This is a genomic window from Streptomyces sp. AC558_RSS880 (assembly GCF_019049255.1).
Taxonomy (GTDB): domain Bacteria; phylum Actinomycetota; class Actinomycetes; order Streptomycetales; family Streptomycetaceae; genus Streptomyces.
The window spans coordinates 159467-184457 of the sequence record NZ_JAGMUJ010000007.1 but is presented as its reverse complement, the minus strand read 5'-3'; the positions used below and the strand labels follow the sequence as shown (position 1 = coordinate 184457).

Sequence of the window (24991 nt, the reverse complement as noted above, 5' to 3'; positions counted from 1 at the left end):
CGGGGAGCTTTGAGCGGCCCTCCCGACACGTGCGCTGTCCCGGCAGACCGCACATCGACGAGTGCGGCGGGTTCAGGTCCGTCCGTGCTCGCACAGCGATTCAGGCGCTGTTCTCACAGACGCCCGGCCGGATCCCGTGGGGGGAATCCGCACCGGGACATGGGAAGGCGCCCCGGCTCGGCGGCCCGTGGGGGGACCGTCGGCCGGGGCGCCTTCTTTCTTGCTCATCACGCTTGCGGCTGCGCAACGCGCCTGAAGGGGCGCGGGACTGTGCCCGGCATGCGGCTCCGCCGCGTGGGCGCGGCCGGCCACAAGACCGGCCCGCGGTCGCCCACGCCCCTTCAGCGACGAGTTCTCAGGCGCACAACACGCCCACCGGCAGGTGTCAGCGCTCCTCGACCGGGACGAAGTCGCGCTCGACGACGCCCGTGTAGATCTGGCGCGGGCGGCCGATGCGGGAACCCGGCTCCTTGATCATCTCGTGCCACTGGGCGATCCAGCCCGGAAGGCGACCGAGGGCGAACAGGACCGTGAACATCTCGGTCGGGAAGCCCATGGCCCGGTAGATCAGGCCGGTGTAGAAGTCGACGTTCGGGTAGAGGCTGCGCGAGACGAAGTAGTCGTCGGAGAGCGCGTGCTCCTCCAGCTTCAGCGCGATGTCCAGCAGCTCGTCGGACTTGCCGAGGGCGGACAGCACATCGTGCGCGGCGGCCTTGATGATCTTGGCGCGCGGGTCGAAGTTCTTGTAGACCCGGTGGCCGAAGCCCATCAGGCGGACGCCGTCCTCCTTGTTCTTCACCTTGCGGATGAAGGAGTCGACGTCGCCGCCGGCGTCGCGGATGCCCTCCAGCATCTCCAGCACCGACTGGTTGGCGCCGCCGTGCAGCGGGCCCCACAGGGCGTTGATGCCGGCGGAGATCGAGGCGAACATGTTCGCCTGCGAGGAGCCGACCAGGCGGACCGTGGAGGTCGAGCAGTTCTGCTCGTGGTCCGCGTGCAGGATCAGCAGCTTGTCCAGGGCGGCGACGACCGTCGGGTCGAGCTCGTACTCCTGCGCCGGGACCGAGAACGTCATGCGCAGGAAGTTCTCGACGTAGCCGAGGTCGTTGCGCGGGTAGACGAACGGGTGGCCGACCGACTTCTTGTACGCGTACGCCGCGATCGTCGGGAGCTTGGCGAGCAGGCGGATGGTGGAGAGGTTGCGCTGCTGCTCGTCGAACGGGTTGTGGCTGTCCTGGTAGAACGTCGACAGCGCGGAGACGACCGACGACAGCATGGCCATCGGGTGGGCGTCGCGCGGGAAGCCCTTGTAGAAGTTCTTGACGTCCTCGTGCAGCAGGGTGTGCTGCGTGATCTCGCCCTTGAACGCGGACAGCTGGTCGACGGTCGGCAGCTCACCGTTGATCAGCAGGTAGGCGACCTCCAGGAAGGTGGAGCGCTCGGCCAGCTGCTCGATCGGGTAGCCGCGGTACCGGAGGATGCCGGCCTCGCCGTCCAGGTAGGTCACCCCGGATTTATAGGCGGCGGTGTTGCCGTAGCCGCTGTCCAGTGTCACCAGACCGGTCTGTGCGCGGAGCTTCCCGATGTCGAAGCCCTTGTCGCCGACGGTGCTGTCGATCACCGGGTAGGTGTACTCGCTGCCGTCGTACCGCAGTACTACAGAGTTGTCGCTCACGTCTTCCCTCACCGACCTAGTGCCTCATCTTCGAGGTGCCCTGACTGTCTCCACCATCCCCCACTCGGCGCAGGAGAGTGCACTCGGGGTCGACCATCGGGCCTATCGGCGGCACTGAGTGCCGTCAACTTGCCCATCCTGCCCCCTGTGTCCCCTGACCGGAAGGGCTCTGTGACCTTCGTGACTCATTTGATCGATCATTTTTTGGTGACGGACCGCTCACCGGGGTGACGCGGGCGCCGAGAGGCGGGAACCGGCGAGACGGAAGTCCAGCGCCGTGCACCGGCGGCCCGCCGAGACCGTGCGCACCGCCTGCCCGATCGCCTTGCGGGAGCCGACGAGGACGACCAGCCGCTTGGCCCGGGTGACCGCCGTGTACAGCAGGTTGCGCTGGAGCATCATCCAGGCGCCCGTGGTCACCGGGATGACGACCGCCGGGTACTCGCTGCCCTGGGAACGGTGGATGGTCACGGCGTAGGCGTGCGCCAGCTCGTCCAACTCGTCGAAGTCGTACGGCACCTCCTCGTCCTCGTCGGTCAGCACCGTCAGGCGCTGGTCGACCGGGTCGAGGGCGGTGACCACGCCCACGGTGCCGTTGAAGACACCGTTCTCCCCCTTCTCGTAATTGTTGCGGATCTGGGTGACCTTGTCGCCGACGCGGAAGACCCGGCCGCCGAACCGCTTCTCGGCGAGGTCGGGGCGGCCGGGGGTGATGGCCTGCTGGAGCAGCCCGTTGAGCGTGCCCGCGCCGGCCGGGCCCCGGTGCATGGGGGCGAGGACCTGCACGTCCCGGCGCGGGTCCAGCCCGAACTTCGCCGGGATGCGCCGGGCCGCGACGTCCACGGTGAGCCGGCCCGCCTCCTCGGTGTCGTCCTCGACGAAGAGGAAGAAGTCCTTCATGCCGTCGGTGACGGGGTGCTGCCCGGCGTTGATCCGGTGGGCGTTGGTCACCACGCCGGACTGCTGGGCCTGACGGAAGACACGGGTGAGCCGCACGGCGGGGACGGGGCCCCCCTCGGCCAGGAGGTCCCGGAGCACCTCACCGGCGCCGACGCTGGGCAGCTGGTCCACGTCGCCGACGAAGAGCAGGTGGGCGCCCGGGGGCACCGCCTTGACCAGCTTGTTCGCGAGGAGGAGGTCCAGCATGGACGCCTCGTCGACCACCACCAGGTCGGCGTCCAGCGGGCGGTCCCGGTCGTAGGCGGCGTCGCCGCCGGGCTTGAGCTCCAGCAGACGGTGGACGGTGGAGGCCTCGGCGCCGGTCAGCTCGGCGAGCCGCTTGGCGGCGCGCCCGGTCGGGGCGGCGAGGACCACCTTGGCCTTCTTCGCGCGGGCCAGCTCCACGATCGACCGGACGGTGAAGGACTTTCCGCAGCCGGGGCCGCCGGTGAGGACGGCGACCTTCTCGCTCAGCGCCAGCCTGACGGCCGCCTCCTGCTCGGGGGCGAGTTCGGTGCCGGTACGGCCCTTCAGCCAGCCGAGCGCCTTGTCCCAGGCCACGTCCCGGAAGGCCGGCATCCGGTCCTCGTCCGCGCGCAGGAGCCGCTGCAACTGGGCGGAGAGGGCGACCTCGGCGCGGTGGAAGGGGACCAGGTAGACGGCGGTGACGGGATCACCGCCCTGCGGGTCGGGGACCTTCTCCCGTACGACTCCGGGGTCTTCCCCCTCCTCCGGCTCGGCGGCCAGCTCGGCGAGGCACTCGATGACGAGGCCGGTGTCCACCTGGAGCAGCTTCACCGCGTCGGCGATCAGCTTCTCCTCGGGGAGGTAGCAGTGCCCCTGGTCGGTGGCCTGCGACAGCGCGTACTGCAGGCCGGCCTTCACCCGGTCCGGGCTGTCGTGCGGGATGCCGACGGACTGGGCGATCTTGTCGGCGGTGAGGAAGCCGATGCCCCAGACGTCGGCGGCCAGCCGGTACGGCTGGTTCTTCACGACGGAGATCGAGGCGTCGCCGTACTTCTTGTAGATGCGCACGGCGATGGAGGTGGAGACCTCGACGGTCTGGAGGAAGAGCATGACCTCCTTGATCGCCTTCTGCTCCTCCCAGGCGTCGGCGATCTTCTTGGTCCGCTTGGGACCGAGACCGGGGACCTCGATGAGGCGCTTCGGCTCCTCCTCGATGACCGTGAGGGTGTCGATGCCGAAGTGCTGCGTGATGCGGTCGGCGAAGACCGGACCGATGCCCTTGACCAGGCCGGAGCCGAGGTAACGGCGGATGCCCTGGACGGTGGCCGGCAGCACGGTCGTGTAGTTCTCGACGTGGAACTGCTTGCCGTACTGGGGGTGCGACCCCCAGCGCCCCTCCATCCGCAGGGACTCCCCCACCTGCGCGCCGAGCAGCGCGCCGACGACGGTCAGCAGGTCACCGGCGCCCCTGCCGGTGTCGACGCGGGCGACCGTGTAGCCGTTCTCCTCGTTGGCGTACGTGATGCGCTCCAGCACGCCTTCGAGGGTGGCGAGCCGGCGTTCGCCGGGGGCGGCGGCTGCGGACTGGGCGGACTGGTTGGACATGATCCGACGGTACCGGTGGGGTGTGACAGGGCGGGGCGTTCCCCGGGCGCACAGGGGACGGGGAGGGGTCCGGCACGCCGGGGCCGCCTCCGTGGCGTGCGGGACGTGTCCCTCCCTCCCCGAAGCCGCGCTCAGGGCGTGGAGACGGTGAGGCCACGCGCGGCGGGCCGGTGTGTCTGCCGGGTGCGGACCAGTGTGGCCGCCGCCGCGGCGATGAAGACGATCTGCAGCAGGGTGCGCCGGCCAAGTGGATCCCCCTGGGCCACGCCCCTGCGGGCGGCCGAGACGTTCGCCGGGAACATCGCGATCATCAGCAGGATGAGCCCACCGGCCGCCCAGCGAGCGGTCGCCGGAATCAACAGGCCGACCATCCCGGCCACTTCGAGCAGACCGGTGACGGTCACCAGCAGGTCCGCACGAGGCATCCACGGCGGCACCATGCCGATGAGCTCGGACCGCAGCCGGGGTACGAAGTGCGCAAGCGAGGTGAGGAGGAACATCGTCACCAGCCCGGCCCTCAGAGCGGGCTGCCACCCGTCGAGAGCACCCACTCCGATCAGCCCTGCGAGACGGGCCCCCGTGAATCCCACCACCAGCGCGATCAGCGGCTCCACGGCGCACCTCCCTTCCCTCCGCACGCAGGCCCTCGCCGGCCGGAACGCCACGCTCACCCGTGTCCCACTCCACCATCACGACCGGCCTCCCGCCACCCGTGACGCCCCCGGGGTCCCACCAGCGGCCGGTGATCCGGAGACGGGGGCCGGCTCCCCCGCGTCATCGCTCCTCATCCGCACAGCCCACACGCCATTACGCCGCCGGTCCGCCACGCCACGCACGCACCCACCCGCTCACCCACCCCGGTCACGATTGGGTTTCGGCCACCCCTCACCCTCTTGCCAGCCACCCGTGTAATCGTTTCCAATCCTCCGTGTAATCGATTCCACGAGGAGGTGGAACGGCGATGGCGAGTATCAAGGACGTCGCCGCCGAGGCGGGGCTCTCCGTCGCCACGGTGTCGCGGGTGCTGAACGACCATCCGTCGGTCAGCGAGGACGCCCGCAGGCGTGTGACGGCCGCCGTCGAGCGGCTGGGCTACCGTCCGAACGCCGTCGCCCGGTCGCTGCGCACCGACCAGACCCGCACCCTCGGGCTGGTCATCAGCGACGTGATGAACCCGTACTTCACCGAGCTGGCCCGCTCCGTCGAGGAGGAGGCCCGCGCGCTCGGCTACAGCGTGATCATCGGCAACGCCGACGAGCGGCCCGATCTGCAGGACCACCACGTCACCACCCTGCTGGACCGGCGCATCGACGGGCTGCTCGTCTCCCCCACCGACGGCGGTTCGCCGCGCATGCTGGACGCCGCCCGCACGGGGACGCCCATGGTGTTCGTCGACCGGTGGATCCCCGGCGTGGACGTGCCCGTCGTCAGGTCGGACGGGCGCGGCGCCGTGCGGGACCTCGTGGCCCATCTGTACGCCCTCGGGCACCGGCGGCTCGCGATCATCGCCGGGCCCGCCGCCACCACCACCGGCCGCGAGCGCGTGGACGCCTTCCGGGAGGCGCTCGGCGCGTACGGGCTCGCCCTCCCCGACGCCTACATAGGCCAGGGCGACTTCCAGGCCGACAGCGGACGCCGGGTCACCGAGGGCTTCCTCGATCTGGCCGAGCCGCCCGAGGTCGTGTTCGCCGCCGACAACCTGATGGCGCTCGGCGCGCTGGACGCCGTACGCGCGCGGGGGCTGCGGGTGCCCGACGACATCGCGCTGGCCGCGTTCGACGACATCCGCTGGTTCGTGCACACCGACCCGCCGGTCACCGCGATCGCCCAGCCCACGGGCGCGCTGGGACGAGCCGCCGTGCGCGCGCTGGTCGACCGCATCGAGGGCGGGCCCGGCGAGTCCGTGACCCTGCCCGCCCGGCTCGTCGTACGCCGCTCGTGCGGTGAGCCGACACCCCCACGGTCCGCACCCCCACAGTCCCCGTCCCCACAGTCCCCGTCCCCCGTACGAAGGAGTACGCCGTGAGCAACCCGGACGAGTTGCTGCGCATCGAGGGCATCCGCAAGACCTTCCCGGGCGTGGTCGCCCTCGACAGCGTCGACTTCGACCTGCGCCGAGGCGAGGTGCACGTGCTCCTCGGTGAGAACGGCGCGGGCAAGAGCACGCTGATCAAGATGCTCTCCGGCGCCTACACGCCCGACACCGGCCGGATCACGGTCGGCGGCGAGGAGGTGCGCATCCACGGTGCGCAGGACTCCGAGCGGCTCGGGATCGCCACCATCTACCAGGAGTTCAACCTGGTTCCCGATCTGACGGTCGCCGAGAACATCTTCCTCGGACGGCAGCCGCGCCGCCTCGGGATGATCGACCGGAAGAAGATGGACGCGGACGCCGAGGTGCTGCTCGAGCGGGTCGGCGTCGACGTCTCTCCCCGTGCCCGCGTGCGTGAACTCGGCATCGCGCGCCTCCAGATGGTCGAGATCGCCAAGGCGCTCAGCCTCGACGCGCGCGTGCTCATCATGGACGAGCCGACCGCCGTGCTGACCTCCGAGGAGGTCGAGAAGCTGTTCGCGATCGTGCGGCGGCTGCGCGAGGACGGCGTCGGGATCGTGTTCATCACCCACCACCTGGAGGAGATCGCCGCCCTCGGCGACCGGGTCACCGTCATCCGGGACGGCAGGAGCGTCGGACAGGTGCCCGCCGCCACGCCCGAGGACGAGCTCGTCCGGCTCATGGTCGGGCGGTCGATCGAGCAGCAGTACCCGCGCGAGCGCGCCGAGGCCGGTGACGCGCTGCTCACGGTGGAAGGGCTCACCCGGGACGGCGTCTTCCACGACGTGAGCTTCGAGGTGCGGGCCGGTGAGGTGGTCGGCATCGCGGGGCTCGTCGGGGCCGGGCGGACGGAGGTGGTCCGGGCGGTGTTCGGGGCCGATCCGTACGACGCCGGGGCCGTGCACGTCGACGGCGTGCGGCTCCGCCGCCACGACGTGAACGCCGCCATGGCGGCCGGCATCGGACTGGTGCCCGAGGACCGCAAGGGGCAGGGGCTGGTGCTCGACGCCTCCGTCGAGGAGAACCTCGGCCTGGTCACCCTCCGGTCCGCCTCCCGCGCGGGGCTCGTCGACCTCAAGGGGCAGCACGAGTCGGCGGAGCGGATCGCCGGGCAGCTCGGCGTGCGGATGGCCGGGCTCGGGCAGCACGTGCGGACGCTCTCCGGCGGCAACCAGCAGAAGGTCGTCATCGGCAAGTGGCTGCTGGCGAACACCAAGGTGCTCATCCTCGACGAGCCGACGCGCGGCATCGACGTCGGCGCCAAGGTCGAGATCTACCAGCTCATCAACGAGCTGACGGCCGCGGGTGCCGCCGTGCTCATGATCTCCAGCGATCTGCCCGAGGTGCTCGGCATGAGCGACCGGGTGGTCGTCATGGCACAGGGGCGCGTCGCGGGCGAACTCCCCGCCGACGAGGCCACGCAGGACGCCGTGATGGCCCTCGCCGTCAGCACTCACACCAACGGAACGGAGGCCTCCCGTGGCCACTGACACGCTCAAGGGCAAGCCGGGCGCGCAGGGCGGCGCCACGGCCGGCCTGCGCCGCCTGCTGCTCGACAACGGCGCGCTGACCGCGCTGATCGTCCTCGTGATCGCCATGTCGGCGCTGTCCGGGGACTTCCTGACCGCCGACAACCTCCTCAACGTCGGCGTCCAGGCCGCCGTCACCGCGATCCTCGCCTTCGGCGTCACCTTCGTCATCGTCTCGGCGGGCATCGACCTGTCGGTCGGCTCGGTCGCCGCGCTGTCGGCCACCGTGCTGGCGTGGAGCGCGACCGAGGCCGGGATACCGGTCGTCCTCGCCGTCCTCCTCGCCGTCGCGACGGGCATCGCGTGCGGTCTGGTGAACGGTTTCCTCATCTCGTACGGGAAGCTGCCGCCGTTCATCGCGACGCTGGCCATGCTGTCGGTGGGGCGCGGTCTGTCGCTCGTCATCTCGCAGGGCTCGCCGATCGCCTTCCCGGACTCGGTCTCCCACCTGGGTGACACGCTGGGCGGCTGGCTGCCGGTGCCGGTGCTCGTGATGGTCGTCATGGGGCTGCTGACCGCCTTCGTGCTCGGCCGGACGTACATCGGCCGCTCCATGTACGCCATCGGCGGCAACGAGGAGGCCGCGCGCCTCTCCGGCCTGCGGGTGAAGCGGCAGAAGCTCGCCATCTACGCGTTCTCCGGTCTGTTCGCCGCCGCCGCGGGCATCGTGCTCGCCTCCCGGCTGTCCTCCGCGCAGCCGCAGGCCGCGCAGGGCTACGAGCTGGACGCGATCGCCGCCGTCGTCATCGGCGGCGCCTCACTCGCGGGCGGCACCGGCAAGGCGTCGGGCACGCTGATCGGCGCGCTGATCCTCGCGGTGCTGCGCAACGGGCTCAACCTGCTGTCCGTGTCCGCGTTCTGGCAGCAGGTCGTCATCGGTGTGGTCATCGCACTGGCCGTCCTCTTCGACACGCTGCGCCGCAAGGCGGGCGCGACCACCCCGGCGGCCGGGGCGTCCGGGAACGGCGGCAGGGGCAGGCAGGCACTGACGTACGTCGTCGCGGCCGTCGTCGCCGTCGCGGTGGTCGGCGCGACCTCGCTGCTGCACAACGGGTCCTCGGCCGGGAGGACACAGAAGATCGGCCTGTCGCTGTCGACGCTCAACAACCCGTTCTTCGTGCAGATCCGCGCCGGGGCCGAGGAGGAGGCGAAGAAGCTGGGCGTCGACCTGACGGTCACGGACGCGCAGAACGACGCCTCCCAGCAGGCCAACCAGCTGCAGAACTTCACCAGCGGCTCGCTCTCCGCCGTCGTCGTCAACCCGGTGGACTCCGACGCGGCCGGCCCCGCGGTGCGCGGCGCCAACAAGGCCGGCATCCCGGTCGTCGCCGTGGACCGCGGGGTCAACGAGGCGGACACGGCCGCGCTGGTCGCCTCCGACAACGTCGAGGGCGGTGCGCTGGGCGCCGAGGCGCTCGCCGAGAAGCTCGGCGGCAAGGGCACCATCGTCATCCTGCAGGGACAGGCCGGCACCTCCGCCAGCCGCGAGCGCGGCGCGGGCTTCGCCGAAGGGCTGAAGGACTACCCGGGCATCAAGGTCGTCGCCGAGCAGCCCGCGGACTTCGACCGCACCAAGGGCCTGGACGTGATGACGAACCTGCTCCAGGCGCACCCCGACATCGACGGTGTCTTCGCGGAGAACGACGAGATGGCGCTCGGCGCGATCAAGGCGCTCGGTTCCAAGGCCGGGACGTCGGTCCAGGTCGTCGGCTTCGACGGCACGCCGGACGGGCTGAAGGCGGTCGAGGCCGGCACGTTGTACGCGTCCGTCGCGCAACAGCCGTCGGAACTCGGCAGGATCGCGGTACGGAACGCGCTGCGGGCCGCCGAGGAGAAGAAGGTGGAGAACATGGTGAAGGTGCCGGTGAAGGTGGTCACCCAGGAGAACGTGGCCGGCTTCGAGGGCTGACACCGAGAGCGGGGAGCAACACATGTACGACTACGACCTCCTGGTCGTCGGATCGGCCAACGCCGACCTGGTGACCGCGGTCGAGCGCCGGCCCGGTGCCGGGGAGACGGTGCTCGGCTCCGACCTCGCCGTCCACCCGGGCGGCAAGGGCGCGAACCAGGCGGTCGCGGCCGCCCGGCTCGGCGCCCGTACGGCCCTGCTGGCGCGGGTCGGCGACGACGGGCACGGACGGCTGCTGCTGGACTCGCAGCGGGCGGCCGGGGTGGACACGGTGGGCGTGCTGGTGGGCGGGGCGCCCACCGGGGTCGCGCTGATCACGGTGGACCCGTCGGGGGACAACAGCATCGTCGTCTCCCCGGGCGCCAACGGCCGGCTGACGCCGGCGGACGTGCGGGCGGCCGGGAGCCTGTTCCACGCCTCCCGGGTGGTCTCCACACAGCTGGAGATCCCGCTGGAGACGGTGGTGGAGGTGGTGCGGAGTCTGGCGCCGGGCAGCCGGTTCGTGCTGAACCCGTCCCCGCCGCAGCCGCTTCCGGCGGACGTGCTGGCGGCCTGCGACCCGCTGATCGTCAACGAGCACGAGGCGAAGGTGATCCTGGGCGACGCCGCCGGGGTGAGCGACGGGCCCGAGGACTGGGCGCGGCTGCTGCTGGCGAAGGGCCCGCGCTCGGTGGTGGTGACGCTGGGCGGCGAGGGCGCGCTGGTGGCCTCCGCGGACGGGGTCGACCGGGTTCCGTCCGTCGAGGTGCGCGCCGTGGACACCACCGGGGCGGGTGACGCGTTCACCGCCGCGCTGGCCTGGCGTCTCGGCGCGGGCGAGCCGCTCGCCGGGGCGGCGGCGTACGCGGCCCGGGTGGGGGCGGCGACGGTCACCAAGGAGGGCGCGCAGGTGTCCTTCCCGACGGCGGCGGAGGTCGCGGCACTGTGAAGAAGCACGGAATCCTGAACCGGCACCTCGCCGGCGCCCTGGCCGGACTCGGGCACGGCGACGGGGTGCTGGTGTGCGACGCCGGGATGCCGATCCCCGACGGGCCGCGCGTGGTGGACCTGGCGTTCCGCGCGGGGGTGCCGTCGTTCGCGGAGGTGCTGGAGGGGCTGTTGGAGGAACTGGTCGTCGAGGGCGCCACGGCCGCGTCCGAGGTGCGGGAGGCCAATCCGGCGGCGGCCGGGCTGCTGGCGGACCGCTTCCCCGGCCTCGGTCTGGTCCCGCACGAGCGGCTCAAGGAGCTGAGCGCGGGCGCGCGGCTCGTCGTGCGCACCGGTGAGGCACGGCCGTACGCGAACGTGCTGCTGCGCTGCGGGGTGTTCTTCTAGGGACGCCCGGTGCGGGGCGCGTCCACACGTCGCGCACGCACTTCGAGGGGGCCCGGTCCGTCGACCGGGCCCCCTCGTCCCTCCCCGTCAGAACCCCTCAAGCCCCCCCGGGTCCCCTCCCAGAAGTCCTGACGCCGAGTAGGACCCGCAAGGCGCGGGGACGGTTGCACAATCCCTCCGGAATTTTTCCGGTCCCGGTTCCCTACGATGTCCTCCTGGGCAGGATGCGGTCGTCCGGTACGCGTTGGGGGCGTGTGGCGATGCTGGTGCAGGAGTTCCGGACCGGGGCGGTGCCGTCCGCCGAGCGGTGGGATCTGTGGCAGGACGTCGCCACGCGGACGCACGTGCCCACCCTGATGCGCAGTGGGCGCAGCGACGACTTCGAGGCCACGATGCGGGTCCTGCCGCTGGGGGACCTGCAGATCGCCGAGCTGGACCTGCCGCACCTGGACACCGTGCGCACACCGCGGGCCATCCGGCGTTTCGACCCCGAGTTCCTGCAGATCAACTGTCAGCTCGCCGGTGACGGCGGTATGGCGCAGGACGGCACCGAGGCGGTGTTCGGGGTGGGGCAGCTCATCATGGCCGACACCAGCCTGCCGTACGACGTCCGCATCAACAGGACGTCTCAGCGGTCCACGACGGTGGTCGTCAGCATGCCCCGGGCCCGGCTCCCGCTGCCGCCGCGCGCGATGCGCCGCCTGCTGGCGGTGCCGGTCCCGGTGGACCGGGGCATGGGCGGCGCGCTGCAGCGCTGGCTGGCCGACGTCGCCCGGCGGGCCGAGGAGTTCACCGAGGCCGACGTGCCGGCACTGGCCTCGATGACCACGGATCTGCTCGCCTCCGTGCTCGGCCGCTGCGCGGACTTGGAGGACGCGCTGCCGCCGGAGTCCCGCCGGCGCGCCCTGCGCACCAGGATCCGGGACTTCATCGACCAGAACCTGGGCGATCCGTCGCTGTCCCCGGCGACCGTCGCGGCGGCCCACGGCATCTCGGTACGGCATCTGCACCAGCTGTTCGCGGCGGAGGGCGAGGCCCCGGCGGCCTGGATCCGCCACCGCCGTCTGGAGCGGTGCCGCCGTGACCTGGCCGACCCCCGGCTGCGGGGCCGCTCCGTCCACGCGATCGCCGCGCGGTGGGGCTTCACCGACGCGGCCACCTTCAGCCGCGTCTTCCGCCGCGCGTACGGCATGACTCCGACGGACCACCGCCACCACCACGCGAGCCCGTAGGGCCGGTGTTCCGTCCTGCCGGAATCGACAAGATCCCTGCACGGACGGTCAAGGATTCAAGCGTCCCGCGGACGCATTCTGGTGCCTGTGCGCAGTGGGGGCTGTGCACTCACGGGGGAGCCGGGGGGAAGCAGCGTGCGGTGCCGGCGAACGTCGGCGTCCGGTCCGGCACCGCACGGCTTGCGCCCCGCGCGGGACGACAGGGCACGGGAAGACCTCTCCCCAGAGTTTTTCCCGTGCCCCGCCGCCTCAGCGCGCGGCGGACCTCATCCCGCGTGCTCCGCGAACCGTGCCGCCGTCTCGGCGAGGACCTCGCGGCCGTCGCGGGCCCAGAGCGCGTCGTTGAACAGTTCGACCTCGATGGGGCCGGTGTAGCCGGCCGCCTCCACGTATCCCTTCCACTCCCGCATGTCGACCGCGCCGTCGCCGATCTGGCCGCGGCCGTTGAGGACGCCCTCGGGCAGCGGGGTGGTCCAGTCGGCGAGCTGGAAGGTGTGGATGCGGCCCTGGGCGCCCGCGCGGGCGATCTGGGCGGGGGCCTGGTCGTCCCACCAGATGTGGTACGTGTCGACCGTGACGCCGACCTGCCGGGCGGGGAAGCGTTCCGCGATGTCCAGGGCCTGGGTGAGCGTGGAGACCACGCACCGGTCGGAGGCGAACATGGGGTGCAGCGGCTCGATGGCCAGTCTCACCCCGTGTTCCTCGGCGTAGGGGCCGAGTTCGGCGAGCGCGTCCGCGATGCGCTCGCGGGCGCCGCGCAGGTCCTTGGAGCCGGCCGGGAGGCCGCCCGAGACCAGGACCAGGGTGTCGGTGCCGAGCGTGGCCGCCTCGTCGACGGCACGGCGGTTGTCGGCCAGGGCCGCCGCCCGCTCGCCGGGGTCGGTCGCGGTGAGGAAGCCGCCCCGGCACAGCGTCGTCACCGCCAGGCCCGCGTCGCGGACCAGTTTCGCGGCCGCCTCCACGCCGTACGCCTGGACGGGTTCGCGCCACAGGCCCACGCCCGGTACGCCCAGCTCCCGGCAGGCGTCGACGAGGTCCGGCAGCGACAGCTGCTTGACCGTCATCTGGTTGATGCTGAAGCGGGTGAGGTCGGCGGTCACGGGGTCACTCCGTACAGGTCGAGCAGGGTCCTCATCCGTTCCTCGGCGAGTTTGGGGTCGGGGAACAGGCCGAGGCCGTCGGCGAGTTCGTAGGCGCGGGCGAAGTGCGGCAGGGAGCGGGCCGACTGCAGGCCGCCGACCATCGCGAAGTGGCTCTGGTGGCCCGCCAGCCAGGCCAGGAAGACCACGCCCGTCTTGTAGAAGCGGGTGGGCGCCTGGAAGAGGTGGCGGGAGAGGGCGACGGTGGGGTCGAGGAGGGCGCGGAAGCCCTCCGTGTTCCCGGTGTCGAGGACGCGGACCGCTTCCGCCGCGAGCGGGCCGAGCGGGTCGAAGATGCCGAGCAGGGCGTGGCTGAAGCCCTGCTCGTCGCCGGCGATCAGCTCGGGGTAGTTGAAGTCGTCGCCGGTGTAGCAGCGCACGCCCTGCGGGAGGCGGCGGCGCAGGTCGACCTCGCGCCGGGCGTCCAGGAGGGAGACCTTGATGCCGTCGACCTTGTCGGGGTGGGCGGCGATGACCTCCAGGAAGGTGCCGGTGGCCGCGTCGAGGTCGGAGGAGCCCCAGTAGCCCTCGAGGGCCGGGTCGAACATCGGGCCCAGCCAGTGCAGGATCACCGGCTCGGCGGCCTGGCGGAGCAGGTGGCCGTAGACCTCCAGGTAGTCGTCCGGGCCCTGTGCCGTCGCGGCCAGCGCGCGGGACGCCATCAGGATGGCCTGCGCGCCGGACTCCTCGACGACCGCGAGCTGTTCCTCGTACGCCGCCCGGACCTCGGCGAGGGTGCCGCCGGTGATCTGGTCGGTGCCGACGCCGCAGGCGATGCGGCCGCCGACGGCCTTGGCCTCGGCGGCGGAGCGGCGGATCAGCTCGGCCGCGCCCGCCCAGTCCAGGCCCATGCCGCGCTGGGCGGTGTCCATGGCCTCGGCGACGCCCAGGCCGTGCGACCACAGGTGGCGGCGGAAGGCGAGGGTGGCGTCCCAGTCGACGGCGGCGGGCGAGTCGGGTGACACGTCCGCGTACGGGTCGGCGACGACGTGCGCGGCCGAGAAGACCGTACGGGAGGTGAAAGCGCTTCCAGGAGTGACGGCGAGGGGTTCCGTGCGGGGCTCGTAGGCGCGCAGGGTGCCGTTCGCGTCGGGCAGGTGGAGGGTCACAGCGCGATCTCCGGCACGTCGAGGCGGCGGCCCTCGGCCGAGGACTTCAGGCCCAGCTCGGCGAGCTGGACGCCGCGGGCGCCGGCCAGCAGGTCCCAGTGGTAGGGGGCGCCGGCGTAGACGTGCTTGAGGAAGAGCTCCCACTGGGCCTTGAAGCCGTTGTCGAACTCGCCGTTGTCCGGGACCTCCTGCCACTGGTCGCGGAAGGCCTCGGTGGCGGGGATGTCCGGGTTCCAGACCGGCTTGGGGGTGGCGGAGCGGTGCTGGACGCGGCAGCCCCGCAGTCCGGCGACGGCGGAGCCCTCGGTGCCGTCGACCTGGAACTCGACCAGTTCGTCGCGGTTGACGCGGACCGCCCAGGAGGAGTTGATCTGGGCGATGGCGCCGCCCTCGAGCTCGAAGACGCCGTAGGCGGCGTCGTCGGCGGTGGCGTCGTAGGGCTTGCCGTTCTCGTCCCAGCGCTGCGGGATGTGGGTGGCGGTGAGCGCCTGGACGGACTTCACGCGGCCGAACAGCTCGTGCAGCACGTACTCCCAGTGCGGGAACATGTCGACGACGATGCCGCCGCCGTCCTCGGAGCGGTAGTTCCAGGACGGGCGCTGGGCCTCCTGCCAGTCGCCCTCGAACACCCAGTAGCCGAACTCGCCGCGCACCGAGAGGATCCGGCCGAAGAAGCCGCCGTCGATGAGGCGCTTCAGCTTGAGCAGGCCGGGGAGGAAGAGCTTGTCCTGGACGACGCCGTGCTTGACGCCGGCCGCGTTCGCCAGGCGGGCGAGTTCCAGGGCGCCGTCGAGGCCGGTGGCGGTGGGCTTCTCGGTGTAGACGTGCTTGCCCGCGGCGATCGCCTTCTTGATCGCCTCCTCGCGGGCCGAGGTGACCTGGGCGTCGAAGTAGATGTCGACGCTCTCGTCGGCGAGGACCGCGTCCACGTCCGTCGAGACGTGCTCGAGTCCGTGCCGCTCGGCCAGCGCCTTCAGCGCGTGCTCGCGGCGGCCGACCAGGATCGGCTCCGGCCACAGCACGGTGCCGTCACCGAGGTCGAGGCCGCCCTGTTCGCGCAGGGCCAGGATGGAGCGGACGAGGTGCTGGCGGTAGCCCATGCGCCCGGTCACACCGTTCATCGCGATACGCACCGTCTTGCGTGTCACGTCATTCCCTTCGTACGCGGTTCGCGCGCCGCGTACGCCCCACTGGTGAGCGTGACAGCAAGCGCTTTCTATGTACGTAGAAGCTAGCCTCTGAACAGCGGTGTGGACAAGACCACGGCGAACCCGAGTTGTTCGAGGGGGCGAACAACCGGGCGGATGGCCGTAGGGTCTGCTCGGAACCATGGGTGTGGGTGTGGGTGTGGGTGTGTACGACGGCGTACGGCGAACGCGCGAGGCGGAGGACGAGACATGACGGTGACCCTGGCGGACGTGGCGGCTCGCGCGCAGGTCTCCCCCGCGACGGTGTCGCGCGTGCTCAACGGGAACTATCCCGTGGCCGCGACCACCCGTGAACGGGTGCTGAAGGCCGTGGACGAGCTGGACTACGTCCTCAACGGCCCCGCGAGCGCCCTGGCCGCCGCCACCTCCGACCTGGTGGGCATCCTGGTGAACGACATCGCCGACCCGTTCTTCGGGATCATGGCGAGCGCGATCCAGGCGGAGATCGGCGGTCCGGGCGGGCGCGCGGGCGGGGAGAGACTCGCGGTCGTGTGCAACACCGGCGGCTCACCCGAACGCGAACTGACCTATCTCACGCTGCTCCAGCGGCAGCGGGCGGCGGCGGTGGTGCTGACCGGCGGCGCGATCGAGGACGCGCCGCACAAGGCGGCCATGGACGCGAAGCTGCGGAAACTGGCGGACGCCGGGACCCGGGTGGTGCTGTGCGGCCGGCCGCCGGCGCCGGAGACCGGGGCGATCGCGCTGACCTTCGACAACCGGGGCGGCGGGCGGGAACTCACCGAGCACCTCATCGGGCTGGGGCACCGGCGGCTGGGGTACATCGCGGGCCCCCAGGAACGCACCACCACCCGTCACCGGCTCGAGGGACACCGGGACGCGCTGGCCGCGCACGGCCTCGAGGAGGACCCGCGCTGGACGGTCCACGGCCGGTACGACCGGCGGTCGGGGTACGAGGCGACGCTCGAACTCCTGCGCCGTGACCCGTCGTTGACCGCCGTCGTCGCCGCGAACGACTCCGTCGCGCTGGGGGCGTGCGCGGCGCTGCGGGACTCGGGGCTGCGGATCCCGGACGACGTGTCGGTGGCCGGGTTCGACGATCTGCCGTTCAGCATCGACGCGGTGCCGGCGCTGACGACGGTGCGGTTGCCGCTGGCGGAGGCGGGGGCCCGCGCGGGGCGGATCGCGATGGGGCGGGAGGAGCCGCCGCCGGGAGGCATCGCGGGGGTCCGGGGGGAGTTGATGGTGCGGGGGTCCACCGCGGTGCCGCGGGGGTGATCGGACCGGGGTCCGGGGTCCGCACCGTCGGTGCGGGTGGTCGGTGGTTTCCGCGTGGTTCCCCGCGCTCCTGAGGGAGTGCCGGTGGCGGAGTCCGGAGGGTGCCGACGGCGCGGAGCGGCCGTGCGAACCGGTTCCCGTCAACGCCGCCGAGGCGGACGCGCAGGTCTGTGTCCGCCGGCCGCGGGCCGCGACACCGGAGTGACGAGAGGGAGTGACACCCGGGGTCGCGGGTAGGGTCCGTTTCCATGAAGCTGGCGTTCTCGACCCTCGGCGTCCCCGGTCTGCCCCTCACGGAGGTGCTGGCCCTCGCGACCGCGCACGGCTACCACGGCGTCGAACTGCGCGCCCATCCCGAGGAACCCGTCCACCCGGGTCTCACTCCCGCACAACGCGCCGACGTGGCCGCCGGGTTCAAGGCGGCCGGCGTCGAGATCCTGGGCCTCGCCGGGTACGCCCGGGTCGCCGCGCCCGGTGAGGACGAACCCGTCCTCACCGAGATCCGCGCCCTCCTCGACCTGGCCCGGGACCTCGGCGCCCCCTTCGTCCGGGTCTTCCCCGGCGGCGGCACCGCACAGAGCCCCGAGGAGGCGGACGCGACGGCCGCCCGCCGGCTGGGCACGGCCGCCGAGTACGCCGCCGACCTGGGCGTACGCATCCTGCTGGAGACCCACGACTCGCATCGCACCGGCGCCGACGCGATCAGGGTCCTCGGCCTCGTCGGCCACCGTCAGGTGGGCGCGCTGTGGGACGTGATGCACACCTGGCTCGGCGGCGAACAGCCCACCGAGAGCTACGCGGCCCTCTCCCCGCACCTCGGCTACGTCCAGGTCAAGGACATCGCCTCCGCCGACGACACGACGCCGTTGCCGCTCGGCGCGGGTGTCCTCCCGCTGGCGGACTGCGTGGAGGTCCTCTCCCGTCACGGCTGGGACGGCTGGCTCTGCTGGGAGTACGAGAAGCGCTGGTACGCCGACGCCGCCCCGCTGCCCGGCCTGCTCACTCAGGGCCGGGAGCACCTGACCCGGCTGCTGAACGAGTCGGCCTGACCGCACGGAAATCCACTGGCCGGGGCGGCCGGCGTCCGGTTAGTGTCCCCGCCATGCCTCAGTACGCCCGCCGTTCTTCCGCCATGCCCTCATGAGCCTGTCGCGCACGTTCATCGACGTGCGTCCCCTGCGCACCTCGCCGGTCTTCCGGCGTCTGCTGATCGGGCGGACGGTGTCCACCCTCGGCGGCTTCATGACCATGGTCACCGTCATGTACCAGGTCTGGGAGATGACGCACAGCGCGGCCTGGAGCGGCGCGGTGGGTCTCGTCCAGGCGGTGCCGCTGGTCTGCTTCGGCCTGTTCGCCGGGGCCTGGGTCGACCGGGGTGACCGGCGCCGGATCTTCCTGGCTGCGACGGTGGGCCAGGCGCTGTGCTCACTGCTGCTGGCGGTCCAGGGGTTCACCGGGAACGTGCCGGTGGCCGGTGTGCTCGCCCTGGTCGCCGCCCAGTCCGCCTGCGCGGCGGTCGGCGGTCCGGCGGCCGGTGTGTTCGTCCCCCGGCTGCTGCCCAAGGAGCAGGTGGCCTCCGGACTGGCGCTCTACCAGGTCACCGGTCAGGCGATGATGCTCCTCGGCCCCGCGCTCGGGGGTCTGCTGCTCGGCTGGTTCGGCATCGGCGTCTGCTATCTGCTCGACGCGCTGAGCTTCCTCCTGTCCTTCTACGGCGCGTTCGGTCTGCCCGCGCTGCCGCCCGAGGGCGAGCCGTCCCGCGCCGGACTGCACGGGGTGCTGGACGGGCTGCGCTTCCTGGCCGGCCACCGGGTGGTGCGCGGCGCGCTCGTCACCGACCTCGCCGCCACCGTCCTGTCGATGCCGGCCAGCCTGTTCCCGCTGATCAACGACGAACGGTTCGGCGGTGATCCGCGCACGCTGGGCCTGTTCCTGTCGGCGATCGCGATCGGCGGCGTGCTGGCGTCCGCGCTGTCCGGGGCGGTGACCCACCTGGGCCGTCCCGGTCTCGTGATGCTGTTCGGGGCCGGCGTGTGGGGGGCCGCGCTGGCCTCGTTCGGTGTCATGAGCAGCCCCTGGGTCGGTCTGGGGCTGCTGGTCGTGGCCGGTGGGGCCGACGCCCTGTCGGTGCTCTCCCGCACCACGATCGTGCAGACCCGTACGCCCGACGCCCTGCTGGGCCGGGTCACGGCCGCCGAGCAGATCGTCGGACAGGCCGGCCCGCACCTCGGCAACATGCGCGCGGGGCTGGTGGCCGGCGCGACGTCCGGGGCGGCGGCGCTGGTGACGGGCGGGCTGCTGTGCGTGGTCGCGGTGCTGTACGTCGGCGTGAGTACGCCGGAGTTGCGTGAGGGGTCTCCTGCGCCCTGACCCCTCCGGGGGCGCGCGAGCTCGGGGCGGAGGCCTTGTGCAGCGGGTGCGTCGTGGTTGTTCGCGCCCACGCGGCGGAGCCGCACATGTCACAGCCCCGCGCCCCTAAGGGGCTTCGCTTCCCGGCGTCCGGGCCGCCGCCACCCTCTGTTCCAGTCGGCGGCGGACCTCCGGCCAGTCCTCCGCCGTGATCGAGTAGATCGCCGAGTCGCGCAGGCGGTCCTCCTCGCCCGGTGCCCAGGAGCGGGACCAGTTGCGCAGGACGCCCTCGAAGCGGGCGCCGGTGCGTTCGATCGCGGTGCGGGAGCGGGTGTTGCGGGCGTCGGTCTTCAGGTCGACGCGGGACACGCCCCACTCCTCGAAGGCGTGCCCGAACAGCAGGAGTTTGGACTCGGCGTTGACGCCCGTGCCCTGGGCGGAGCCGGCCAGCCAGGTGAAGCCGACCTCGATCGCGTCGAGCCGGTCCTCGCTCAGCCAGGAGCGGGGTTCCCAGTACGCCGTGGCGCCCACCGCGCGTCCCGTGGCGAGGGAGATCTGCGCGTAGGGGGCGAGCCGGCCGGTCGCCGCGCGGGCGAGCTGCGCGTCGATGTACGCGCCGACCTCGCCGGCCCTGGGCACCCACGTGTACGCGTACGTGTCCCGGTCCTCCTCCGCCGCCAGGGCCAGCTCGGCGGTGTGCCGGTGCTCCAGCGGTTCCAGGCGCACCGACGCGCCCTCGAGAACCGGTCCTTCCAGGACGAAACCCATGTCGCTCTCCCTCATCGGCCGACCGGGGAGTCTTCCGCACGCGCCTCCGTCCGTCGAACGGGTTTCACCGCCGACACCGCCACCGGCCGCCGCGGGGGCACCGAGGCCAGCGCCACCCCGCCCACCAGCAGTGCCGCCGCGCACCACCGCAGCGGGGTCACCGACTCGCCCAGGAACAGCGCGGCCGACGACATCCCGAAGACCGGGACGAGCAGGGAGAAGGGCGCGACCGTGGAGGCGGGGTGGCGGCGCAGCAGCCAGCCCCAGGCGCCGAAGCCGAACACCGTGGCGATCCAGGCGACGAAGAGCACCGTGCCCGCGCCCGGCCAGTCCAGGCCGCGCAGCGCGTCGAGGTCCTGGGACGGGCCCTCGAGCAGCAGCGACAGGGCGAGCAGCGGCAGCACCGGCACCGTGCTCACCCAGACCATGAAGTTCAGGGCGTCCGGGGGTGCCGCCTTGCGGGTGAGGATGTTGGAGACGCCCCAGCAGGCCGCCGCCGCGACGACCAGGGCGAAGCCGAGCAGCGGCCCGGAGGTGCCCTCGTCGACCGCGGCCACGCCGATCCCGGCCAGCGCCACCGCCATGCCCACCAGCCGGACCCGGGAGGGGCGTTCGCCGAGGAGCGCGAAGGCGAACAGGGCCGTGAACACCGCCTGGATCTGGAGCACCAGCGAGGACAGTCCGCCCGGCATCCCCGCGTCCATGCCGACGAACAGCAGCCCGAACTTGGCCACCCCCAGGGTGAGCCCCACCCCCACGATCCACTTCCACGCCACCTTGGGCCGTCCCACGAGGAACACCGCGGGCAGCGCCGCCACCAGGAAGCGCAGGGCGGAGAAGAGCAGCGGCGGGAAGTGGTCGAGCCCGACCTCGATGACGGTGAAGTTCACCCCCCACACGGCGGTGACGAGGACGGCGAGGAACAGGTGGGAAGGGCGCATGCGTCGAGGATCACCGCCCGCCACACTTCAGCACCAGCGATGATCCCTGCATGGTTGGATGAAGCATCGCTAACCGATCGGGAGCCGCCGTCATGCTCGACCTCCAGCGGCTGCGCGCCCTGCACGCCGTCTCCGTCCACGGCACCGTCGGCGCCGCCGCCGTGGCGCTCGGATACACCTCGTCCGCCGTCTCCCAGCAGATCGCCAAGCTGGAGCGGGAGACGCGGACCGTGCTGCTGGAGCGGGAGGGCCGGGGCGTACGGCTGACCGACGAGGCGCATCAACTGGTGCGCGCCGCCCGGGAACTGATCGCCATCGTGGAGCGGGCGGAGACCGAGCTGGAGGAGCGGCGCGGGGTGCCGGCCGGGCGGCTGACCATCGCCGCGTTCGCGTCGGCGGCCCGCGGGCTGATGCCGCCCGTGCTGGCCGACCTGGCGCGCCGGCACCCCGCGCTCGACACCCGGCTCACCGAGATCGACCCCCATCTCTCGGTGGACCTGGTCGCCAAGGGCGCGGTCGATCTCGTCGTCGCGCACGACTGGGACATCGCGCCGCTGCCCGCTCCGGCGGGCGTGGAGCAGGCGGTCATCGGGGACGACCTGTGCGATCTGCTGGTGCCCGAGGGGCATCGGTTCGCGGGGCGTACGGCGGTACGGCGGGAGGAGCTGGGCGGTGAGCGGTGGATCTGCCAGCCGCCGGGGCGGGTCTGCCACGAGTGGCTGGTGCGCACCCTGCGCACGGCCGGGCACGAGCCGGAGATCGTCCACCAGGCCGACGAGAACCCGACCCTGGTCGCCCTGGTCGCCGCCGGGCTCGGCATCGCGCTGATCCCCCGGCTGGGGCGCGGCCCGCTGCCCGCCGGGGTGGTGGAGGTGCCGCTCGACCCCCTGCCCGTACGGCGGCTGTACGCGCTGTGGCGCACCGGGGCGGCCCGCCGCCCGGCGATCGCGGAGACCGTCCGCGCGCTGGGCGCGCACTGGCCCGAGGTGTCGGCCCACACGCCCCGCTGACCCCGTCCGGACCCCCGGTCCCGACTTCGGGGAACACGCCCCGGGCGGGGAACCCGTCCCCGCCTCCGTCCGTCCCATGTGCAGGCTGCCGGATGAGTCTCCGTGGTGCGGTGTCGGCCCTCGCTGCTGGCTGCGAGGGCCGACCAACCCTCTCCGCCGTGCCGCGGCCGGCAGCACGCCGTCATCGGCGCGCCCCCCTCCCGTTGCGCCGATGACGGCCCCTCCCGGTTGCCGCGCATGCCCTTGACTGGCAGAAACTTCCCGGATATTGGTGACCTCCTGGCAGTTTCCTTCAATGGATGCCCTTCAGCGGATCCCCGGTCCCCCGCGGATCACCTTCCAAAGGAGCGCACGTGCCCGACAGCAGCACCGGAAGCACGGGAAGCACCGCACGTCCGTCCAGACGCGCCGTCCTCGCCGCGACGGCGGGCGTCACCACCGCCCTCGCGGCCGGCGGCACCGCCCTCGCGACCGCCGGCCCGTCCGCGCACGACGACAAGAAGCTGCGCGCCCTCATCTCCCGTATGACGCTGGAGGAGAAGGTCGGCCAGCTGTTCGTGATGCGGGTCTACGGTCACTCCGCCACCGACCCGGACCAGGCCGACATCGACGCCAACCTCAAGGAGATCGGTGTCCGCACGGCCGCCGAACTGCTCGCCAGGTACCGGGTCGGCGGGATCATCTACTTCGCCTGGGCGCACAACACCCGCTCCCCGCACCAGATCGCCGACCTGTCCAACGGCATCCAGGAGGCGTCCCTCGGCCTGGAGCGCGGACTGCCCGTGCTCATCTCCACCGACCAGGAGCACGGCATCGTGGCCCGCGTGGGCGAGCCCGCCACCCTGTTCCCCGGTGCGATGGCCATCGGCGCGGGCGGCTCCCGTTCCGACGCCCGCGCCCTCGGCCGGATCGCGGGCCGCGAACTGCGCGCCCTGGGCATCCGCCAGAACTACTCCCCGGTGGCCGACGTCAACGTCGACCCGGCCAACCCCGTCATCGGCGTCCGCTCCTTCGGCGCCGACCCGCGGGCCGTCGCGGATCTCGTCGTGGCGGAGGTCGAGGGCTACGAGTCGTCCCGTGTCGCCTCGACGGCCAAGCACTTCCCCGGACACGGCGACACGATCACCGACAGCCACGCCGAGCTGCCGTACATCCACCACACCCGCGAGGAGTGGGAGCGGCTGGACGCGCCGCCGTTCCGGGCCGCGATCGGCGCGGGCATCGACTCCATCATGACCGCGCACATCGTCGTCCCGGCGCTCGACGCCTCCGAGGACCCGGCCACCCTCTCCCGCCCCATCCTCACCGGCATCCTGCGCGAGGAGCTGGGCTACGACGGCGTCGTGGTCACCGACTCCCTCGGCATGGAGGGCGTCCGCACGAAGTACGGCGACGACCGGGTGCCGGTGCTGGCACTGAAGGCGGGCGTGGACCAGCTGCTCAACCCGCCCTCCCTGGACGTCGCCTGGAACGCGGTCCTGAACGCCGTGCGCGACGGCGAGCTGACCGAGTCCCGGCTCGACGAGTCGATCCTGCGGGTGCTGCGGCTGAAGGCGAGACTGGGCCTGTTCGAGGACCCGTACGTCTCGCACGCCGGGGTCGACCGCACCGTCGGCACCCGTGCGCACCTGGCCGCCGCCGACCGGATCGCCGAGCGCACCACCACCCTGCTGGTCAACGAGGGCGGCCTGCTGCCGCTGTCCCGGCGCCGGCAGCCGAGGCTGCTGGTGGTCGGCGCCGACCCCGCCTCCCCGTCCGGTACGACGGGGCCGCCGACCGGGGTGCTCGCGGACGCCCTGACCGGGCTGGGCTTCACGGCCACCGCCCTGTCCACCGGCACGGCACCGTCCGCCGCCACCGTCGCCAAGGCGGTCGCGGCGGCCCGGGACGCGGACGCGGTGGTCGTCGGGACGTACAACGTCGGCGCGACCAGCAGCCAGAAGACGCTGGTCGAGCAGTTGCTGGCGACCGGGAAGCCGGTGGTCGCGGTCGCGATCCGCAACCCCTACGACGTGGCCCACCTGCCCGGCGTGGCGGCGTGTCTGGCGACGTACTCCTGGACCGACGTCGAACTGCGGGCGGCCGCACGGGTGATCGCGGGCACGGTGGACCCGCGCGGGACGCTGCCGGTGCCGGTGCAGCGGGCGGACGACCCGGCGACGGTGCTGTACCCCGTCGGGCACGGGCTGACCTACTAGCCGCCGCGCACGGGCACCGCCCCTCCCCCGTCGGACGTAGCGCCCGTACGTCACACACCCGACGCACCACACCCAAGGTGCGCAAACCACCCCGTTTGTCTGGCGTGACCCGGCGGACCGGGTCACGCTGGACGAGGGTGTCCGGGGGGATGACGATGCACGTGAGAAGTGGGTGGGGAACGCGCGCCGTGCTCGCGGCGGCGGTCGCGGTGCTGCTCACCGGCTGCCGGGGCGCGCCGGACGGCGGTGCCGAGGAGGACGGCCGGCCGGGCGAGCGGCGCACGGCGACGCCGACGGCGGTCCTGCCGTCCGGGTACGGGGCGGTGTTCCTCGCGGTCGACGAGTGCAGCTCCTTCGGCCGGACCAGCTTCACCGAGGTGTCCTGCGGGAGCGAACGGGCGGCGGCCCGGGTCGTCGCCCGCCACGACGGGACCGTGCGCGGCGGGCCGCGCTGCCCGGCCACCACCGACTTCGTGCTGCACATCAGCGAGCAGCGCCCCTCCTCCGACGAGGACGGCGACGGCTCGGTGCCGCGCGGCTACGCCTGTATGCGCCACCTCCAGCCGCCGCATCCCGGGGACCCCGGCGGCGGGGGCGGGCCGCGCACCATCGTCGGCGACTGCGTCTACGACCTGGGCGACGGCAAGGTCCGGGAGACGGCGTGCGACGGCAGCGGCGAGCGGAGACCGGAGTTCGAGGTGACGAAGGCCGTGGACGCCCGGTCGAAGTGCCCGGAGTCCACGGCCCTCTACGTCCGGCTCGGCGGGACCACCCCGGTGGGCTGCGCCCGCCCGGTGTAGTCCCGCGCGG

Annotated in this window: 20 protein-coding genes; 12 read left to right on the top strand and 8 right to left on the bottom strand. The window is 72.6% G+C overall.

Going from position 1 to position 24991, the window contains the following annotated elements:
- Positions 1-385 precede the first annotated feature (385 nt).
- The 3 genes from KUM38_RS03120 to KUM38_RS03110 form a co-directional block, all read right to left on the bottom strand.
- Positions 386-1675, bottom strand: coding sequence for a citrate synthase (locus KUM38_RS03120; RefSeq protein WP_217127701.1), 1290 nt, complete (start codon positions 1673-1675; stop codon positions 386-388).
- Between the two features lie 219 nt (positions 1676-1894).
- Positions 1895-4186, bottom strand: coding sequence for an ATP-dependent RecD-like DNA helicase (locus KUM38_RS03115; RefSeq protein WP_217127700.1), 2292 nt, complete (start codon positions 4184-4186; stop codon positions 1895-1897).
- Between the two features lie 131 nt (positions 4187-4317).
- On the bottom strand, positions 4318-4800 hold the full coding sequence (locus KUM38_RS03110) for a hypothetical protein (protein WP_217127699.1): 483 nt from the start codon (positions 4798-4800) through the stop codon (positions 4318-4320).
- Positions 4801-5147: 347 nt separating this feature from the next.
- Here KUM38_RS03110 and KUM38_RS03105 point away from each other — a divergent pair, with 347 nt between their 5' ends.
- The 6 genes from KUM38_RS03105 to KUM38_RS03080 all read left to right on the top strand — a co-directional run bounded on the left by KUM38_RS03105 (position 5148) and on the right by KUM38_RS03080 (position 12223).
- Positions 5148-6212 (top strand): LacI family DNA-binding transcriptional regulator, encoded by a 1065-nt coding sequence (locus KUM38_RS03105; protein WP_217127698.1) that lies wholly within the window; start codon positions 5148-5150, stop codon positions 6210-6212.
- The gene (locus KUM38_RS03100) at positions 6209-7729 is read left to right on the top strand and encodes a sugar ABC transporter ATP-binding protein (RefSeq protein WP_217127697.1); all 1521 of its coding nucleotides are present in this window, start codon (positions 6209-6211) and stop codon (positions 7727-7729) included. The genes KUM38_RS03105 and KUM38_RS03100 overlap by 4 nt, the downstream gene beginning before the upstream one ends.
- Complete coding sequence (locus KUM38_RS03095; protein WP_217127696.1) at positions 7719-9677, top strand: substrate-binding domain-containing protein; 1959 nt, start codon at positions 7719-7721, stop codon at positions 9675-9677. Before KUM38_RS03100 ends, KUM38_RS03095 begins: the two co-directional genes overlap by 11 nt.
- Positions 9678-9699: 22 nt before the next feature.
- Positions 9700-10605: a ribokinase gene (locus tag KUM38_RS03090; protein ID WP_217127695.1), complete on the top strand. Its 906-nt coding sequence runs from the start codon at positions 9700-9702 to the stop codon at positions 10603-10605.
- Entirely contained in the window at positions 10602-10991 is a 390-nt protein-coding gene (gene rbsD / locus KUM38_RS03085; RefSeq protein ID WP_217127694.1) for a D-ribose pyranase, read from the top strand. The genes KUM38_RS03090 and rbsD overlap by 4 nt, the downstream gene beginning before the upstream one ends.
- Before the next feature lie 260 nt (positions 10992-11251).
- A complete protein-coding gene (locus KUM38_RS03080; protein WP_217127693.1) occupies positions 11252-12223 on the top strand; it encodes a helix-turn-helix domain-containing protein in 972 nt (323 codons plus the stop codon).
- Positions 12224-12489: 266 nt separating this feature from the next.
- Here the strand turns inward: KUM38_RS03080 and KUM38_RS03075 are convergent, their stop codons facing one another.
- The 3 genes from KUM38_RS03075 to KUM38_RS03065 are packed head-to-tail and all read right to left on the bottom strand — an operon-like array spanning position 12490 to position 15619.
- Complete coding sequence (locus tag KUM38_RS03075) at positions 12490-13287, bottom strand: sugar phosphate isomerase/epimerase (RefSeq protein WP_217127883.1); 798 nt, start codon at positions 13285-13287, stop codon at positions 12490-12492.
- A gap of 32 nt (positions 13288-13319) precedes the next feature.
- Entirely contained in the window at positions 13320-14471 is a 1152-nt protein-coding gene (locus KUM38_RS03070) for a dihydrodipicolinate synthase family protein (RefSeq protein ID WP_217127692.1), read from the bottom strand.
- Positions 14468-15619, bottom strand: coding sequence for a Gfo/Idh/MocA family protein (locus tag KUM38_RS03065; RefSeq protein WP_217127691.1), 1152 nt, complete (start codon positions 15617-15619; stop codon positions 14468-14470). The genes KUM38_RS03070 and KUM38_RS03065 overlap by 4 nt, the downstream gene beginning before the upstream one ends.
- Positions 15620-15868: 249 nt before the next feature.
- Here KUM38_RS03065 and KUM38_RS03060 point away from each other — a divergent pair, with 249 nt between their 5' ends.
- The 3 genes from KUM38_RS03060 (at position 15869) to KUM38_RS03050 (ending at position 19285) form a co-directional block, all read left to right on the top strand.
- Positions 15869-16915 (top strand): LacI family DNA-binding transcriptional regulator, encoded by a 1047-nt coding sequence (locus KUM38_RS03060; protein ID WP_217127690.1) that lies wholly within the window; start codon positions 15869-15871, stop codon positions 16913-16915.
- A 248-nt stretch (positions 16916-17163) separates the two neighbouring features.
- On the top strand, positions 17164-17964 hold the full coding sequence (locus KUM38_RS03055; RefSeq protein ID WP_217127689.1) for a sugar phosphate isomerase/epimerase: 801 nt from the start codon (positions 17164-17166) through the stop codon (positions 17962-17964).
- 91 nt (positions 17965-18055) lie between these two features.
- Positions 18056-19285 carry an MFS transporter gene (locus KUM38_RS03050; protein ID WP_217127688.1) on the top strand — a complete coding sequence of 410 codons (1230 nt, stop codon included), beginning with the start codon at positions 18056-18058 and terminating at the stop codon, positions 19283-19285.
- A 105-nt stretch (positions 19286-19390) separates the two neighbouring features.
- Here KUM38_RS03050 and KUM38_RS03045 read toward each other — a convergent pair whose 3' ends face one another.
- The gene (locus tag KUM38_RS03045; RefSeq protein WP_217127687.1) at positions 19391-20032 is read right to left on the bottom strand and encodes a GNAT family N-acetyltransferase; all 642 of its coding nucleotides are present in this window, start codon (positions 20030-20032) and stop codon (positions 19391-19393) included.
- An 11-nt stretch (positions 20033-20043) separates the two neighbouring features.
- Entirely contained in the window at positions 20044-20973 is a 930-nt protein-coding gene (locus KUM38_RS03040) for an EamA family transporter (RefSeq protein ID WP_217127686.1), read from the bottom strand.
- Between the two features lie 92 nt (positions 20974-21065).
- Here KUM38_RS03040 and KUM38_RS03035 point away from each other — a divergent pair, with 92 nt between their 5' ends.
- The 3 genes from KUM38_RS03035 to KUM38_RS03025 all read left to right on the top strand — a co-directional run bounded on the left by KUM38_RS03035 (position 21066) and on the right by KUM38_RS03025 (position 24981).
- Entirely contained in the window at positions 21066-21983 is a 918-nt protein-coding gene (locus tag KUM38_RS03035) for a LysR family transcriptional regulator (protein WP_217127685.1), read from the top strand.
- Between the two features lie 353 nt (positions 21984-22336).
- Positions 22337-24181: a glycoside hydrolase family 3 protein gene (locus KUM38_RS03030; protein ID WP_217127684.1), complete on the top strand. Its 1845-nt coding sequence runs from the start codon at positions 22337-22339 to the stop codon at positions 24179-24181.
- A 149-nt stretch (positions 24182-24330) separates the two neighbouring features.
- On the top strand, positions 24331-24981 hold the full coding sequence (locus KUM38_RS03025; protein WP_374227031.1) for a hypothetical protein: 651 nt from the start codon (positions 24331-24333) through the stop codon (positions 24979-24981).
- Positions 24982-24991: the final 10 nt, after the last annotated feature.

Excerpts from the sequence above, each read along its gene's own strand:
- KUM38_RS03025 (WP_374227031.1), top strand. The coding sequence starts at position 24,331 with ATGACGATGCACGTGAGAAGTGGGTGGGGAACGCGCGCCGTGCTCGCG.
- KUM38_RS03045 (WP_217127687.1), bottom strand. The coding sequence starts at position 20,032 with ATGGGTTTCGTCCTGGAAGGACCGGTTCTCGAGGGCGCGTCGGTGCGC.
- KUM38_RS03035 (WP_217127685.1), top strand. The coding sequence starts at position 21,066 with ATGCTCGACCTCCAGCGGCTGCGCGCCCTGCACGCCGTCTCCGTCCAC.
- KUM38_RS03060 (WP_217127690.1), top strand. The coding sequence starts at position 15,869 with ATGACGGTGACCCTGGCGGACGTGGCGGCTCGCGCGCAGGTCTCCCCC.
- KUM38_RS03115 (WP_217127700.1), bottom strand. The coding sequence starts at position 4,186 with ATGTCCAACCAGTCCGCCCAGTCCGCAGCCGCCGCCCCCGGCGAACGC.
- KUM38_RS03075 (WP_217127883.1), bottom strand. The coding sequence starts at position 13,287 with ATGACGGTCAAGCAGCTGTCGCTGCCGGACCTCGTCGACGCCTGCCGG.
- KUM38_RS03050 (WP_217127688.1), top strand. The coding sequence starts at position 18,056 with ATGAGCCTGTCGCGCACGTTCATCGACGTGCGTCCCCTGCGCACCTCG.
- KUM38_RS03080 (WP_217127693.1), top strand. The coding sequence starts at position 11,252 with ATGCTGGTGCAGGAGTTCCGGACCGGGGCGGTGCCGTCCGCCGAGCGG.
- KUM38_RS03105 (WP_217127698.1), top strand. The coding sequence starts at position 5,148 with ATGGCGAGTATCAAGGACGTCGCCGCCGAGGCGGGGCTCTCCGTCGCC.
- KUM38_RS03055 (WP_217127689.1), top strand. The coding sequence starts at position 17,164 with ATGAAGCTGGCGTTCTCGACCCTCGGCGTCCCCGGTCTGCCCCTCACG.
- KUM38_RS03090 (WP_217127695.1), top strand. The coding sequence starts at position 9,700 with ATGTACGACTACGACCTCCTGGTCGTCGGATCGGCCAACGCCGACCTG.
- KUM38_RS03040 (WP_217127686.1), bottom strand. The coding sequence starts at position 20,973 with ATGCGCCCTTCCCACCTGTTCCTCGCCGTCCTCGTCACCGCCGTGTGG.